Origin of the sequence: Enterococcus sp. PF1-24, from assembly GCF_029893325.1 — a bacterium.
Classification (GTDB): Bacteria; Bacillota; Bacilli; order Lactobacillales; family Enterococcaceae; genus HY326.
Genome location: NZ_JARXWL010000008.1, coordinates 40,345 through 56,344, shown reverse-complemented (window position 1 = coordinate 56,344; position 16,000 = coordinate 40,345). Strand labels below are relative to the sequence as shown.

16 protein-coding genes are annotated in these 16,000 nt (G+C 36.7%); all 16 read right to left on the bottom strand.

The genetic code is table 11. The annotated features are described in order from the left end of the window. Positions 1–19: 19 nt before the first annotated feature. The gene (gene pyrE / locus M2139_RS05265) at positions 20–652 is read right to left on the bottom strand and encodes an orotate phosphoribosyltransferase (protein ID WP_280737768.1); all 633 of its coding nucleotides are present in this window, start codon (positions 650–652) and stop codon (positions 20–22) included. Next, positions 653–1,366 carry an orotidine-5'-phosphate decarboxylase gene (gene pyrF / locus M2139_RS05260; RefSeq protein WP_280737767.1) on the bottom strand — a complete coding sequence of 238 codons (714 nt, stop codon included), beginning with the start codon at positions 1,364–1,366 and terminating at the stop codon, positions 653–655. Positions 1,367–1,399: 33 nt separating this feature from the next. Further along, positions 1,400–2,329, bottom strand: a complete 930-nt coding sequence (locus tag M2139_RS05255; RefSeq protein ID WP_280737823.1) for a dihydroorotate dehydrogenase — start codon at positions 2,327–2,329, stop codon at positions 1,400–1,402. Continuing rightward, a complete protein-coding gene (locus M2139_RS05250) occupies positions 2,326–3,108 on the bottom strand; it encodes a dihydroorotate dehydrogenase electron transfer subunit (RefSeq protein ID WP_280737822.1) in 783 nt (260 codons plus the stop codon). The genes M2139_RS05255 and M2139_RS05250 overlap by 4 nt, the downstream gene beginning before the upstream one ends. Positions 3,109–3,226: 118 nt before the next feature. Further along, on the bottom strand, positions 3,227–6,409 hold the full coding sequence (carB, locus tag M2139_RS05245; RefSeq protein ID WP_280737766.1) for a carbamoyl-phosphate synthase large subunit: 3,183 nt from the start codon (positions 6,407–6,409) through the stop codon (positions 3,227–3,229). Position 6,410: 1 nt separating this feature from the next. After that, positions 6,411–7,490 (bottom strand): carbamoyl phosphate synthase small subunit, encoded by a 1,080-nt coding sequence (locus M2139_RS05240; RefSeq protein ID WP_280737765.1) that lies wholly within the window; start codon positions 7,488–7,490, stop codon positions 6,411–6,413. After that, positions 7,487–8,773, bottom strand: coding sequence for a dihydroorotase (locus M2139_RS05235; RefSeq protein ID WP_280737764.1), 1,287 nt, complete (start codon positions 8,771–8,773; stop codon positions 7,487–7,489). The genes M2139_RS05240 and M2139_RS05235 overlap by 4 nt, the downstream gene beginning before the upstream one ends. A gap of 35 nt (positions 8,774–8,808) precedes the next feature. After that, positions 8,809–9,735: an aspartate carbamoyltransferase catalytic subunit gene (locus tag M2139_RS05230; RefSeq protein WP_280737763.1), complete on the bottom strand. Its 927-nt coding sequence runs from the start codon at positions 9,733–9,735 to the stop codon at positions 8,809–8,811. Positions 9,736–9,782: 47 nt separating this feature from the next. Next, a complete protein-coding gene (pyrR, locus tag M2139_RS05225; protein WP_280737762.1) occupies positions 9,783–10,322 on the bottom strand; it encodes a bifunctional pyr operon transcriptional regulator/uracil phosphoribosyltransferase PyrR in 540 nt (179 codons plus the stop codon). A 262-nt stretch (positions 10,323–10,584) separates the two neighbouring features. Next, positions 10,585–11,490, bottom strand: coding sequence for an RluA family pseudouridine synthase (locus tag M2139_RS05220; RefSeq protein WP_280737761.1), 906 nt, complete (start codon positions 11,488–11,490; stop codon positions 10,585–10,587). Next, on the bottom strand, positions 11,477–11,947 hold the full coding sequence (lspA, locus tag M2139_RS05215) for a signal peptidase II (protein ID WP_280737760.1): 471 nt from the start codon (positions 11,945–11,947) through the stop codon (positions 11,477–11,479). Before lspA ends, M2139_RS05220 begins: the two co-directional genes overlap by 14 nt. A 77-nt stretch (positions 11,948–12,024) precedes the next feature. After that, positions 12,025–12,705 carry a CBS domain-containing protein gene (locus tag M2139_RS05210; protein ID WP_280737759.1) on the bottom strand — a complete coding sequence of 227 codons (681 nt, stop codon included), beginning with the start codon at positions 12,703–12,705 and terminating at the stop codon, positions 12,025–12,027. A gap of 203 nt (positions 12,706–12,908) precedes the next feature. Further along, complete coding sequence (locus M2139_RS05205) at positions 12,909–13,517, bottom strand: hypothetical protein (RefSeq protein WP_280737758.1); 609 nt, start codon at positions 13,515–13,517, stop codon at positions 12,909–12,911. A 2-nt stretch (positions 13,518–13,519) separates the two neighbouring features. Next, positions 13,520–14,491, bottom strand: a complete 972-nt coding sequence (locus M2139_RS05200; RefSeq protein ID WP_280737757.1) for a hypothetical protein — start codon at positions 14,489–14,491, stop codon at positions 13,520–13,522. A gap of 97 nt (positions 14,492–14,588) precedes the next feature. Next, positions 14,589–15,515: a site-specific integrase gene (locus tag M2139_RS05195; protein ID WP_280737756.1), complete on the bottom strand. Its 927-nt coding sequence runs from the start codon at positions 15,513–15,515 to the stop codon at positions 14,589–14,591. Continuing rightward, positions 15,512–15,991 carry a restriction endonuclease subunit S gene (locus M2139_RS05190; RefSeq protein WP_280737821.1) on the bottom strand — a complete coding sequence of 160 codons (480 nt, stop codon included), beginning with the start codon at positions 15,989–15,991 and terminating at the stop codon, positions 15,512–15,514. Before M2139_RS05190 ends, M2139_RS05195 begins: the two co-directional genes overlap by 4 nt. Between the last annotated feature and the right edge of the window lie 9 nt (positions 15,992–16,000).

Below are 16,000 nucleotides of genomic sequence, written 5' to 3'. Positions count from 1 at the left end.
CTCCCCTCTTTCTAAAGTGTTATTTCAACCAATTAGCTGGATCTTTTTTCCACTCTTGTAATAAAGCTAAATCCGCTTCTTTAATGTAATCTTTAGCAACCGCAACTTCTAATAATGTAGAATAGTTAGTTAAAGTTGTTAAATCAACATTTTTAGCCGCAAAATTTTCTAAGCCTTTCGGTAATTCATAAGTGAAGATGGCAGCGACGCCTAAGACATCGGCACCTTCTCTTTGAGCTGCTTCTGCCGCTTCTAAAACACTCCCGCCTGTCGAAATCAAATCTTCAATAATTACCATTTTTTGATTTTCAGTGATGCGGCCTTCGATTTGATTGCCTTTACCGTGATCTTTAGCTTTACTGCGAATATAAACCATAGGCAAATCAAGAATTTCCGCTACCCAAGCAGCATGAGGAATCCCGGCTGTTGCTGTACCTGCAATTACTTCTACATCAGGATAAGTGGCTTTAATTTGATCTGCTAATCCTTGAGCAATGTTCCGACGAATTTTCGGATAGCTCATTGTCATGCGATTATCGCAATAAATCGGACTTTTAATTCCACTAGCCCAAGTAAATGGCTCGTTGGGACTTAAAAAAACCGCTTCAATTTCTAATAAATCTTGGGCAATATTTTTGGCTAAATCTGTCATTTATTTTTCGCTCCATTCTTTTTTAATTTCACAATAAGCTTGATAAGGATTTTCTGCTTGCGTAATTGGTCGACCGATTACAATATAAGTTGAACCGATTTCTTTCGCCATCGCTGGTGTAACCACACGTTTTTGATCGCCAATACTACTACCGGCCGGACGAATTCCTGGCGTTAAGCAGACAAAACTTTGATTGGTTGCTTGATGAATTTCTTTAACCTCTAAAGCTGAACAGACAACGCCAGCTAAACCAGCAGTTTCTGCACATTTTGCGTAGTGTAATACACTTTCTTGTAGTGAAACTGGAATCAGCTGATCTGCTTGCATTTCCGCTTCGCTAGTTGAAGTAAGTTGCGTAACGGCAATCAATTCAGGAACCGCAGCTCCTTGAGCGCCTTTCACTAAACCAGCTTGGGCGGCTTTCATCATTTCAATTCCACCAGCCGCGTGAACATTGGTGATTTTTACACCTAATTTAGCTAAGCCAATCATAGCTTTATGAACGGTATTAGGAATGTCATGCAGTTTTAAATCCAAGAAAATATCATGACCTAAACCTTTTAACCATCTAACAATTTCCGGACCTTCTTGATAAAATAATTCCATGCCAACTTTTACAAATAAGCTTTCTGAAGCTGGAAAATTTGCTAAAAAAGCTTCAATTTCTTGACGACTAGCAAAATCTAACGCAATAATCGGACGTTCTTCACTCATTTAGATAGCTCCTTAATTCGTTTTAATGTATTTTTATCCTCGCACTTCACGAACTTCTTTAATTAATGTTTCTAATGATTCAATACCTAACTCAGCCATGCGCGCTGGTAGTTTTTCTATTAATTCAGGGCAGATATAAGGATTAGTAAAATTAGCCGTACCTACCGCAACTGCACTGGCGCCAGCCATATACATTTCTAATACATCATCGACTGTTTGCACGCCACCCATACCGATAATTGGTAATTTTGAAACACTAGCAACTTGATTGATTAAGCGAATCGCCACTGGTTTAATGGCCGGACCTGATAGACCACCTGTTTGATTCGCTAAAATTGGTTTGCGAGTTTTTAAATCAATCCGCATTCCTAATAAAGTGTTAATCATTGTAAAACCATCTGCACCACCGGCTTCAATTGCTTCAGCAATCGGCACGATATCGGTAACATTTGGTGATAATTTAACATAAATTGGTACACTTGCTACTTTTTTTACGGCTTGGGTTAATTGAAAAGCCACATCTGGATTGGTACCAAATGCAATGCCACCATGTTTAACATTGGGGCAAGAAATATTTAATTCAATCGCTTTAACATTAGGTGCATCACCAATGCGACTGCAAACTTTCACATAATCTTCTTCACAAGCACCCGCAACATTAGCGATAATCGGTAGCTGATCATATTTTTCTAAGCTAGGCAGAATTTCATTCATAACCACTTCTAAACCAGGATTTTGCAGGCCAATCGCATTTAACATGCCACTTGGTGTTTCTGCTACTCGAGGTGTTTCATTGCCGTAACGCACTTCTGGCGTAGTGGCTTTAATCATAATCGAACCTAATTGATTTAAATCGTAATAATCACTGTATTCTTTACCAAAGCCAAAACAACCACTGGCTGGCATAATTGGATTTTTCAAATCTAATCCGGGAATTTTTACAGCTAAAGGATTTTTCATTATAATGCCACCTTTCCAGCTTGGAAAATTGGACCTTCGTCACAAACTTTAACACTTTTACTACCAGTTGTATCATCTTTTAAATGACAAACACAGGCATAACAAGCTCCCATGCCACAAGCCATCCGTGCTTCAAGAGATAATTGAACGTTTTGATGACCAAGAAAAGTTGTTTCTACCGCTTTTAACATGCCATTAGCACCACAAGCAAAAACCGCAGTTGGTTGTACTTCTTTAATGGCTGCTTGCAATAAGTGTCCTACATTACCATGAATTCCAAAAGTGCCATCATCGGTAGCGAAACGGGTTTCTCCCAAAGCATCAAATTCAGCTTGATAGTAAGCAACTTCTTTAGAAGCGTAGCCAAGAAAATGAATCGGACGAACGCCTTTTTTGATTAGCTGTTTAGATAATTCATATAATGGCGGAATCCCAATGCCTCCACCAACAATAAAAGCGACATCTCCTGCTTGTAAATTATCAATTGTAAAACCATTTCCTAAAGGTCCCATAACATCAAGTTGTGCGCCAGTTTTTAATTCAGAAAAAACTTGCGTGCCATCGCCTTCGACACGATAAATAATGCGGCAAGTGCTAGTTGTATGATCCACATGATTTAAACTAATCGGGCGACGCAATAATAAATCAGCTCTAGGGACACGAATATGAATAAACTGCCCAGCTTTTTGCATTTCTTGCACCAGCTGACCTTTTAGAGTCATTTCAAAAATTCGTGGAGCTAGTTGACGTTGTTGAACGATTTCCATCATTTCCTGTTTCATTTCCATAACGACTCCTTTAACCTAATATGTATATCTTTTTGCCCACCTGAACAGTGGTAAACAAGATTGTTTCCTTGCTTACCACCATAAGGGACAAAACGCTTGCTGTCAATCTTAATTAGATAGCACTTGTTGAAAAAGCTCGTGATTCCATAACTTTTAAGATAGCGTTGGCTGTATCTAATGAAGTAAATAATGGTACCCCGTGCTCCACTGCTTCACGACGAATCTTAAAGCCGTCCTCTGAAGCATTATTACGATTTTTATCCATGGTGTTAATCACCAGTTGGGCTTCGCCACTGCGAATTAAATCTATCACATTCAACTCAGCCGATTCAGAAATTTTAGCCGTGTGTTTAACGGTTAAATCGTTAGCTTCAAGGAATTTAGCGGTGCCTTCAGTCGCAATCAAGCTATAACCAATTTCATTAAACCGTTTTGCTAAATCTAGCGCTTCATCTTTGGCGTCATCCGCAATCGTAAACAATACTGCGCCATAACTTGGTAAATGTAAACCTGAAGCTTCAAAAGCTTTATACAAGGCTTTTTCTAAGTTTTGATCAGTCCCCATTACTTCACCGGTTGATTTCATTTCTGGGCCTAAGTAAGTATCGACTTTTTGCAACTTAGTGAAAGAGAAAACTGGTGCTTTAATATGAACCGATTGACTTTCTGGATATAAGCCATCTTGATAACCTAAATCTGTTAAACGCGTACCTAAAATCGCTTTGGTTGCCACTTGCGCCATCGGAATACCAGTAATTTTACTTAAAAATGGTACCGTCCGACTTGCTCGTGGGTTAACTTCAATCACATAAACTTTATTTTCGCTAATTACAAACTGGATATTCATCATGCCGATACAGTTTAGGCCTAATGCTAAGCGTTTTGTGTAGTCAGCAATTGTTGCTTGAATTTCAGCAGAGAGAGTTTGTGGTGGATAAACCGCCATTGAATCCCCTGAGTGAACCCCAGCTCGTTCGATATGCTCCATAATTCCCGGAATTAAGACCGTTTCACCGTCACAAATGGCATCTACTTCACATTCTTTTCCAACTAAATAGCTGTCAACTAAAACTGGATGCTCTGGCGATGCTTTAACAGCATTAACCATATAATCTTCTAAGTCGATTTGATTTTCAACGATTTCCATAGCACGACCGCCTAAAACATAACTTGGTCGCACTAATACTGGATAACCAATTTCATTCGCAATCACAACTGCTTCTTCTTTACTTGTTGCAGTATTCCCTGGCGGTTGTGGGATATCTAAAGTTTTTAAAGCTTGTTCAAACAAATCACGATTTTCTGCGCGGTCCAAATCTTCAATAGTAGTCCCTAAGATTTTTACACCATTTTTAACTAAAGGCTCTGCTAAATTAATCGCGGTTTGACCACCGAACTGAACGATTACCCCTATCGGCTGCTCCAAATCAATAACATTCATAACATCTTCTAAAGTTAATGGCTCAAAGTAAAGCTTATCTGAAATTGAAAAGTCGGTAGAAACTGTTTCAGGGTTACTATTCATAATGATTGCTTCATAACCAGCAGCTTGAATAGCTTTTACTGAATGAACGGTGGCGTAATCAAACTCCACCCCTTGCCCAATACGAATCGGTCCTGAACCTAAAACTAAAACAGACGGTTTATCAGATGCAACACTCTCATTTTCCATTTCATAAGTGCTGTAGAAATAAGGCGTTTGTGATTCAAATTCAGCTGCACAAGTATCTACCATTTTATAAACTGGTAAAATCTGATGTGCTTTACGCATTTGAACGATTTTTTCTGCCGTTGTTTGCCACAATTCAGCAATCTTGCGGTCGGTAAAGCCATTTTGCTTGGCTTCTTTTAACACTTCTAAATCATCAACATTTTCGGCTAATTCTTTTTCTAACTCAATAATATGCAATAATTTATCTAAGAAAAATAAATCAATTTTAGTTAATTCGCTTAATTCTTCAATGGTATAACCGCGACGTAAGGTTTCTGCTAAGTAAAATAAGCGATCATCTTGAGCTTTAACAATTTTTTCTGTTAGTAATTCATCGCTAACTTCAGCAAACTCTTTAATTTCTACATGATGGGTGCCGATTTCTAAAGAACGTACTGCTTTTAGCAATGATTCTTCAATATTTCGGCCAATCGCCATGACTTCCCCTGTAGCTTTCATTTGAGTACCTAAACGGCGTTCACCTTTTTCAAATTTATCAAAAGGCCAGCGGGGGATTTTGGCAACCACATAGTCTAAAGCCGGTTCAAATTCCGCGTAAGTCGTTTCTGTTACTGGGTTTTTCATTTCATCTAAAGTTAAACCGACAGCAATTTTAGCAGCTAATTTTGCAATTGGATAGCCAGTTGCTTTACTAGCTAACGCTGAAGAGCGAGAAACCCGTGGATTCACTTCAATTACATAATAATTAAAACTGTGAGGATCTAACGCTAACTGCACGTTACAGCCACCTTCAATTTTCAATGCCCGAATAATTGATAAGGAAGCATCTCGCAACAATTGATATTCTGCATCTGATAAAGTTTGACTTGGAGCAAAAACAATGGAATCACCAGTATGAATTCCCACTGGATCAAAATTTTCCATATTACAAACCACAATCGCATTATCGGCAGAATCTCGCATCACTTCATATTCAATTTCTTTAAAACCAGCAATACTTTTTTCAATTAAACATTGGGTTGCTGGTGAAAGTTTCAAACCATTTTCAGCAATAACAGCTAATTCTTCGGCATTATCACACATACCGCCACCCGTACCTCCTAAAGTAAAAGCGGGACGAACGATTACTGGATAGCCAATTTTTTCTGCAAAAACCATGGCTTCTTCTACTGTATTAACAATTTCAGATTCAGGGATTGGTTGATTTAAATCTTCCATCAACTGTTTAAATAAATCACGGTCTTCAGCTTGGTCAATCGCTGAAAGATTGGTTCCTAATAGTTCAACATTTAACTCGTCTAAAATACCAGAATCAGCTAATTCCATCGCCATATTCAATCCGGTTTGACCACCTAAAGTTGGTAATAAAGCATCAGGACGCTCTTTTCGCAAAATTCTTGAAACGAACTCTAAAGTAATCGGTTCAATATAAACTTTATGAGCGATTTCTTTATCAGTCATAATTGTTGCAGGGTTGGAGTTTACTAAAACAACTTCATAACCTTCTTCTTTTAAAGCAAGGCAAGCTTGTGTTCCTGCGTAATCAAACTCAGCTGCTTGACCAATAATAATCGGACCAGAGCCGATAACCATAATTTTTTTGATATCCGTTCTTTTTGGCACGCTAGTTTTGCTCCTTCCATGCATCCATCATTTCCATAAATTCATCAAATAAGTGTAAAGCATCATGTGGTCCCGGAGCCGCATCTGGGTGAAATTGCACCGTAAAAGCTGGATAATGACGATGTCTAACCCCTTCTACTGTGCCGTCATTTACTTCCACATGGGTAACCATTAATTCTGTATTGCTAATAGTTTTTTCATCAACCGCATAGCCATGGTTTTGAGAAGTAAAGTCAATTCTTCCAGTTGCAATTTCTTTTACCGGATGATTTAAGCCACGATGACCGAATTTCATTTTATAAGTATCGGCGCCATTGGCTAAGGCAAACAATTGATGCCCTAAACAAATTCCGAAAATCGGAACTTTTCCTTGAATTTCTTTAATCATTTCAATCGCTTCCGGCACATCTTTCGGATCACCAGGGCCGTTGGTTAACATCACGCCATCTGGCGATAAATCTAAAATCGTCTGCGCATCAGTATTGTAAGGCATCACGGTTAAATTACATTCCCGTTTAGATAACTCCCGTAAAATACTGTGTTTTAAACCGAAATCAAGAACGACAACGTTGCGGCCGATTCCTGGGCTGGGGTATGGTTTGGTAGTGGAAACTTGCTCCACTTGATTAGTTGGTAAAACAGTCGCTTTTAACTGATCAAAAATATGATTAAAATCATCCCCAGCGTTAACTAAGCTGGCTTTCATGGTACCAAATTCCCTAATTTTTCGGGTTAAAGCACGAGTATCAATACCAGAAATCCCCGGAATCCCTTTACGTTTTAAAAATTCATCTAAAGTCATTTGATTCCGCCAATTACTTGATAAGCGAGCATGCTCTTTCACCACCACGCCTTTACAAGTTGGGGCAATTGATTCGTAATCATCACGATTGATGCCGTAATTCCCCACCATCGGATAAGTAAAAGTAATGATTTGTCCATTAAAACTTTGGTCAGTAATTGTTTCTTGATAACCTGTCATACTAGTTGTAAAGACAACTTCGCCAAATACATTGACATCTGCACCAAATGCTTTGCCTTCAAAGCAAGTGCCATCTTCAAGTACTAATAAACGCTTCATTTATTCCCATCCTTTTGATAAACTAGTTTGCCATCTACGAAAGTGTAGATTGGGTTGCCTTTGACTTTCCAACCGACAAAGGGTGTATTGACAGCCATTGAAGCAAATTGTTGATCGTCAATCGCTTCGTTTTTTTCTAAGTCAAAAACAGCGATATCAGCTGGTGTACCTACATTTAAAGTTCCTACCGCTAAGCCGAAAATTTCAGCCGGTTTAATCGCCATCCAGTTAATCACTTGCTCTAAAGTGAATTTACCAGTTTCTACAAAATGCGTGTAAATCAATTGAAAAGCTGTTTCACTACCAACGATTCCAAACGGTGCTTTTAAGAAAGTTTGATTTTTTTCATCTAAGCCATGAGGCGCATGGTCAGTGGCGATACAGTCAAGCGTGCCGTCAAGTAAACCTTCAATTAAGGCTTCCCGATCTGCTCTGCCTCTCAACGGCGGATTCATCTTCCAAAAACCATTATCTTCAGGGATATCTTCATCAATCAAAATTAAATGGTGGGGAGAAACTTCTGCGGTTACATGAACGCCAGCTCTTTTGGCATCACGAATCACTCGCACACTTTCTTTGGTAGAAACGTGGCAGACATGATAATGACAGCTAGTTTCTTCTGCTAAAAGTAAATCCCGCGCAATTTGTGAAGCTTCCGTGGCACTTAAAATTCCTGGCAAACCTAATTTTTCAGAAACTTCTCCTTTGTGCATCACGCCGCCGAATAATAATGATTCATCTTCTGTATGAGCTACTAAAGCCATATTGTTAGCCGCCGCTTCTTTCATGGCTAAATACATCGTGCCAGCGGTTTGCACCCCCACACCGTCATTGGTGAACGCAAAAGCTCCTGCAGCTTTTAAACCTACTTGGTCGGTTAAAACATCACTTCTTAAATCTTCCGTAATCGGTGCATATTGTAAAACTTTAACCACTGCATCTTTTTTGATAATGTCCTGAACCATTTGGAATTTTTCTACAGTATCAGGTACCGGATTTAAGTTAGGCATGGCACAAACTGTAGTGAAGCCACCCCGCGCTGCCGCTTTTGAACCAGAGGCAATCGTTTCTTTATATGTGAAGCCAGGTTCTCTTAAGTGAACATGAACATCCACTAAACCAGGCGTAATTAATTGGTTTTGGGCATCATAAACTTCATCAAATTGAATTTCATCAAAATCTGTACCAATGGCTTTAATCACACCATCTTCAATCCAAATTGCTGCTTTGGTGCATTCATTATCTTTTATGACAATTTTCCCGTTTTTAATCAGTGTTTTCATAATTGCCGCTACCCCCTATTATTTTTAACAACGCTCTACGCTTTTCCGTTTAAAATGGCTTCTAAAATTGCCATGCGGACGAAAACGCCATTGGTCATTTGTTCAACGATTCGTGATTTCAAGCTTTCTACTAATGAATCAGCGATTTCTACGTCGCGATTAACTGGCGCTGGATGCATGATAATAGCATCTTTCTTCATACGAGCTTCTCTTGCCAAAGTTAAACCATATTTTTCGTGATATTCTTCTTTTGAAAAACTTTCGCCACCGTCATGACGTTCGTGTTGCACGCGTAATAACATCATCACGTCTACCATTTCTACTAACTCATCAATTGGTAAATAGTGTCCGTAAACTTCAAAATCTTCGTCATACCATTTTCTAGGACCTGAGAAATAAACTTCAGCTCCCAAGCGTTTTAACATTTGCATATTTGATTTTGCTACCCGAGAATGCGTGATATCCCCTACGATTGCGACTTTCAAGCCTGTGAAGTGACCAAACTCTTCATAAATAGTCATTAAATCTAGTAAACATTGACTTGGATGCTGACCACTACCGTCACCACCGTTAACGATTGAACATTGAATAGTTTTACTTTGAATCAATTCATCGTAATAATTTTCATCTCCGTGACGAATTACCGCGATATCAATCCCTAAAGCAGAAAGCGTTAAAACTGTGTCATACAAGGTTTCACCTTTTTGAACCGAACTAGTTGAACTGTCAAATTCAATCACTTCTAAACCAAGTTTTCTTTCGGCAACATCAAAACTTTTATGAGTTCTCGTACTATTTTCAAAGAAAAGATTCGAAGCAAAGTATTGTCTGTTTTTTGGCATCCAGACAGCACCTTCTTTAAATTCTTTACCCCGACGAACTAAGCCTAATACTTCTTGATCCGTTAAAGCTTCCACCGTTAACAAATGTTTTAAACTAATTTTTTCAGTTTGCGTAATCATCTTCTTGGCTCCTCCAGTCTTTTTTACCTAGCTTTCAACAACAATTTTTAGTCTTCTTTACCAATTAGAATCCGGTCGGCACCGTCTAATTCTTCCATCTCAACCACAATTTTTTCTGACATTGAAGTTGGAATGTTTTTCCCAACATAATCTGCGCGAATCGGTAATTCCCGATGACCGCGATCTACTAAAACTGCTAAGGAAATTTTCCGTGGTCGGCCGCAATCCATAATCGCATCCATCGCTGCCCGAATCGTTCTACCGGTGAACAAAACATCATCCACTAAAATCACTTCTTTTCCTTCAACAGAAAAAGGTACGTTTGAAGAATGCAGTTCAGGTTCTGCTAGCAACTCTTCCTTAACATCATCCCGATAAAGGGTGATATCCAACTCGCCAACCGGCACTTCCACTTGCTCCAGTTGTTTCAAGCGCTCCGCAATCCGTTGTGCAATGTAAATCCCCCGTGTTTTAATTCCGATTAAAACAACTTCATTAATCTCGTGATTGCGTTCAATAACTTCATAAGTAATCCGTGTTAACGCGCGTTTCATTGTTACGTTATCAATAACCTCTTTTGTTTTCATGCTTTGCCTCCCAAATTTTATGTAATATAGCTGTGCAATTTGACCAAATTACTTCGCTTTTTTTAGTACAAAAAAAAACTCCTACCCGAGTCGAGTAGGAGGAATATACAGTTTCTCTGTTTACACTGATGTAGATAAATTTCTGCCTAGGCGCACCTAGCATACTCATTACCTATTTCCTTCTTAGCCTCACGGGACTAATCTTTAAAGGAGCTTATTCAATTTTCCTTAGGTAAAACTATAACCTGTTTGTTATAAAAAATCAATCATTTTCTCGTAATAAATTTAAAGTTTTTTCAAAAACTTCGGGAATTGGTACTTCAAAGACCATTTCTTCTCCAGTTGTAGGATGTTTAAAACCTAGCATTTGAGCGTGTAAAAACTGACCATTTCCTGCTAAAGTCTTTTTCGGTCCATATAAAGGGTCGCCAGCCACTGGATAACCAATATATTGCATATGCACGCGAATTTGATGAGTCCGCCCTGTTTCCAGTTGTAACTCTACTAAAGTAAAATCTTTAAACTGCTCTAAAACAGTAAAATGAGTAACAGCTGGTTTACCACCGTCAACGACTGCTTGCGATTTACGGTTGACTTTTGAACGACCAATCGGCGCTTCAATCCGGCCTTTTTCATGAGGAATTTCACCGTGAACTAAAGCGGTATATTTTCTTAAAGAGGTTTTATCTTTTAATTGTTTGGCTAAAGATTCATGAGCCTTATCATTTTTGGCAACCATTAATAAGCCAGAAGTGTCTTTATCAATGCGATGAACAATTCCAGGTCGCACCACATCATTAATCGTTGATAAGTCTTTTACATGATATAGTAAGGCATTAACCAACGTACCATGACTATGCCCCGCTGACGGATGCACTACCATTCCTTGTGGTTTATTCACCACCACCACATCGGCATCTTGATAGATAATCTCTAAAGGAATATCTTCTGCTTCCACCGTTAAAACTTCGGGTTCAGGTAGCTGAACAGTGATTTTATCATCACATTTGACTTTATAATTGGCTTTAGCGACTTGTTGATTAACAGACACTAAACCGTCTTTTAGCCATTGCTGAATTTGTGAACGGGTATGCTCCTTTAAACTTTCAGCTAAAACTTTATCCAAACGACCACTTTCATCGCTAATTGTTAACTCAATTTTTTGCATTTTTACGCTCCAGTCTATCTTCTAAAAGTAAATAAATAAAAATCATGCCCATGCCTACAACTAAAGCACAATCCGCCACATTAAACACTGGAAATGAAATAAAATCTGTCGCAAACATATCTACCACATAACCTAAGCGTAAACGATCAATAAAATTCCCTAAAGCACCACCCAGCGCCAAACTAATCCCCAAAGTCAGCCATTTACTATTATGTAAATTTTTCACTAAAAAATAAACCGCTACGGGCACAATCACAATGGTAATGATGTAGAAAAACCACATTTGTCCCTCAAACATACTCCAGGCAGAACCGGTATTGCGGACATAAGTTAGGGATAAAACTTTAGGAATAAAGCTTTGTGATTCTCCTAATGCTAAATTGCTGACAGTCCACCATTTCACCAACTGATCACCAACCACAATTAAAGCACTCAATAATAAATAAACAATTAACATGAATAACTATTTCCTCTCTCAAAAACATAAAAGCTGATTTTCCCACTTTATGTATTCAATAAATTTCCATTTTTAAACTAAACATCTTTCGGGCGAATAATCCCTAATAAATTTCCATCAGGATTGCCGTCATCAGTAATCAAAACAGCTTCCAAAGTGCTGATTTCTTTAAACATTTTCTCCACTTGAAAAACAAAAGTATCCGCCGAAACAAATTGATAATTTGCTGTTTTCCCATTTGAAAAAATCAAATCACAAGCTTTATGATGATGTAAATCAACATAACCTTTTTCAGTTGCTTCAGTCGCTAGCCAAAAACCAATGCCTCTTAAAGTAATCAGTCCTTGAAATTTCCCTTTATTATACAAAGGAAATTGCGAATAGCGCTTTTTAGCAATGATTTCCATTAACTTCATTAAAGGCAGCTCCCGCTCAAAACCAGTGACTTTTTTCTTGAAGCGAGGAAGCACTTTTTCTGGCATGGTTAATTCATGTTCAATCTCTTGAATCCGCGCTACCGCCCACTCATTTGGCTCAGCAATCACAAAATCATCACCAATTTTTTCATGAACAATCGCATTGCGCAATTGCGCTAGTTGCAGCAAATCATCTTGAAAAATCTTCACCTGTGAATCACGATTGCGACTCAAACGGCGAACCATCTCACTAAAGCCAATATTTTTAGGATTCCCAAGCGCTTCTCGCAGCCACTTCTCAACCCGATTAAAACTATTTAAAAACGTTTCTGAAGCTTTCAAATTGGGATCAACACCTTTAGTTTGGGATAATTAGTTATAGATTAGTATAGCAGAAAAATGGGGATTGGGGAAATGGGTAGTTTTGACAAAAACCGTTTTTTTTATAAAGTGAACCATATTTTTTCAAATTTAAATTTCTATTCCTGAATTTTTTAGTAAAGTTTAATTAAATTTAGAATATATTTTAAAAATGATCATCAACCCTAAAGAGATTGACGATCATCATTATCAGTCTGAATCATGTTTTTCACTATATAAATGCCATCTCCTAATCTGTAACGGATTACAAAATCCCCACGATTTTTGACCGTTTCAAATTCATCAAATGATAAATTTGAGATAATATGATGTGCATTGGGCAAATTAGAAACTCCGAAAATTTTGAGTCCAAAAATACCTAATACAGGATTTAAATATGTAGCGCTACTTCCTACATACATTAAACCAATTAACAAAAATAGAAGTAAATTCATTGTTACTGATTTATAATCGTTCATATTAAAAGACAGTAGTGGAGTGAAGTAAGTAATTATATAATTCATTGAGCTATCACTTTCAGGTGATAGTTCAATATTTTTAGGTAATTTAATTTTTTCAGAGCCGTTTAGTCTAAAAAGATGAAAAATTTCATTTAAAGAAATACAAATTAAAATACATAAAATCAAACGCATACTTTTATTACTAAAATTCAATTTAAGTAAATTTGATAAATTCAAATTATTATAATTGATATTACTTAATAATAGCCATAGATACAATGGTAAATACGATGTAACGAATAGTCTCCACTTAGAAAGATAGTCATTTTTCATATTTACATCCTTGTCTCATCAACATTTTCAGTTTCGGAAATAATAGCTTGATAAAATGCATCTGAAATTGCATTTAACAATTGAAGTTCTTCCCCATCTGGAACTGAAAGTTCACCATTATCGTACATTACATCTTTAACCTGATGATGAAATTTATGGCTTTTATCATCGAGAATAACAGTAATTCTTGAAATATTGCTAATTGTCTGTTCAAATCTTTTTGAATCAGAAGTTATTTTAATAAGTCTTGTAGCCATTCGTTTACCATTGCTAACTTTTTCAATCAATTTTTTTCGAGTAGTATCATTAAACACTTGCTTAATTAAGCTATTTTCTTTAAGAATCTTCTCTGCTTTGGATGAAAATAATGAGTTCATCTTAAAAAGGGATTCAAATTTAGCATCAGCTTGATTAATCAAAATCTGTTCATCATTATCAATAAGCAATTCAATTTTCTTGTTAAAACCAAACACATTACTATTACTTGTTAAATCAATTTTAGTATTGTTAAAATTACCAAAAATAAATTTTTTCTTGAGCTTCAGAACACTAGAGAAACTACCAATAAACTTATAATTTGTATCACCAACCAATATTTTAATCAAATACAGATGAAATTGGTTTTCTTTCAACCCAGATGTGCTTGTCAAATATTCTTCATCATTAAACTTTTTCAACATTTCTTCGATATTGGGGTATTCTGCTACATTCACAAGCTCATGAGTGTTCTTCTTAGAGACTACTGGATCATAGTCTATTATTTCACGCTTTTTAAATCTACTTTGACTAATACTTTCAATAACTGCATCAAACAAAATTCTTTTTGTTTGATCATCTGCTTCTTGTTTATAAATATCACTCTTTGTTTTAGTTACTTTTATCAAAAAAATTTGAATGTTTTCTTCATAATTTCCCGATTTTTCCAATTCATTTAAATCTAATAACACCTTTGCAACATTTAATTTTTCTACCATTAATTAACTCCTTATCTTTTAAATTCTTTAATACTTAATCTATAATGCATGATTGATATACATCAATACATACACATAAAACATAATAACCTAACCACTAACTCAACCCCGCCAAATACCGCATCACCAAATCATTATCTTGATTTTCCAATTCTTGAATCAAATGAACATACACGCGCTGGGTTGTTGTAATTGATGAATGGCCTAACCTTCTCGACACACTTGCGATAGAAACACCAGCAAACATTAGCAAAGAAGCGTGAGTATGGCGTAAGCCATGAATTGAAATAATTGGCAAACCTAATTTCTTACAATGGCGTTCCAACCACTTATTTGGTGTGGAATTGCAGACATAGCCATCTACAAAAATTGGCTTATCGTTCGGAATATCCTTCACCAATTGAGAAAATTGCATCGCTGTTTGCCAGTCAATCTGAACTTTACGATTTGACGAACGATTCTTGGTTCCTTGAAAGCCTGTATTTAGCTTATAATCCCATGTTTTATTGACTGAAATCGTTTGTCTTACAAAATCAAAATCGTCGGGCGTAAGTCCCAAAGCTTCTGAAAAGCGCATTCCAGTTTTAGCAATAAGCAATATCAACCAATCCCAGTTAAGTTCATCTACCAAATTCAAATCGTTTAACAAAGAATGCAATTCAAATTGATTCAAATACTTTGGCTTCTTATAGCGCGGTGTTTTCCCTTTGAAAATTGCTTTACGTGTTGGATCACGGTAAATTAGGCCTTCATCAACAGCATCAAGAATTGCACCTTTTATTTGATGATGAAAATCAATCACCGTCTGACGTTCATGAGTCTTAGCATAATCGTTTAAAAGATTTTGATAAGCTGAACGGTCTAAATCTTTCAATTTCAAGTTAGGAACTAAAATTAAAATGTGTTTATGGTTAAGCAAATACTTCTGTAAAGTAATTTCTCGAACCGCACCTTTCTTATAAATGTTCACCCATTCTAAAAAATAGTCATTAAATAACATTTCACTAGTAATTTTCGTCGTCATTTTGATAAATTCCTCCATTCTATACCTAAATAATAGAATAAATTGAAGAAAATTTCATTTTTTGACTTACGCTGATGAAGGGTGATTAGCTCATCTAACTCTTTGAAAAAGTTCCCGATTTTTTGTTGTTCTTTATTGCAAGTAGTAAACCAGATACTTTGATTTTTCAAAATTGTAAAATGTCGTTTATATCCTTCTGATTCAGGTTTATAGCGCTCTAAAGTTGAATACAAATACAAACCATCAAAATTTTTAGCACTCAAAATCTTCACTCCATCAGTAGCAACAAAAAACGGTTCTGTTGGTTTATATAATGAAACAGTATGATCTCCAAATAATGAAACAGCCTTATAGTCTTGAAATGGATATCCATTTGAAAAACCAACTACAGGATCATTTCCTTGTTGAATTACTTGATATTTTCCATCTTCAGTTGGTTCAGCTAAATACGTTCTAAATGAATGTACTTTTAAGATATCAGCAAA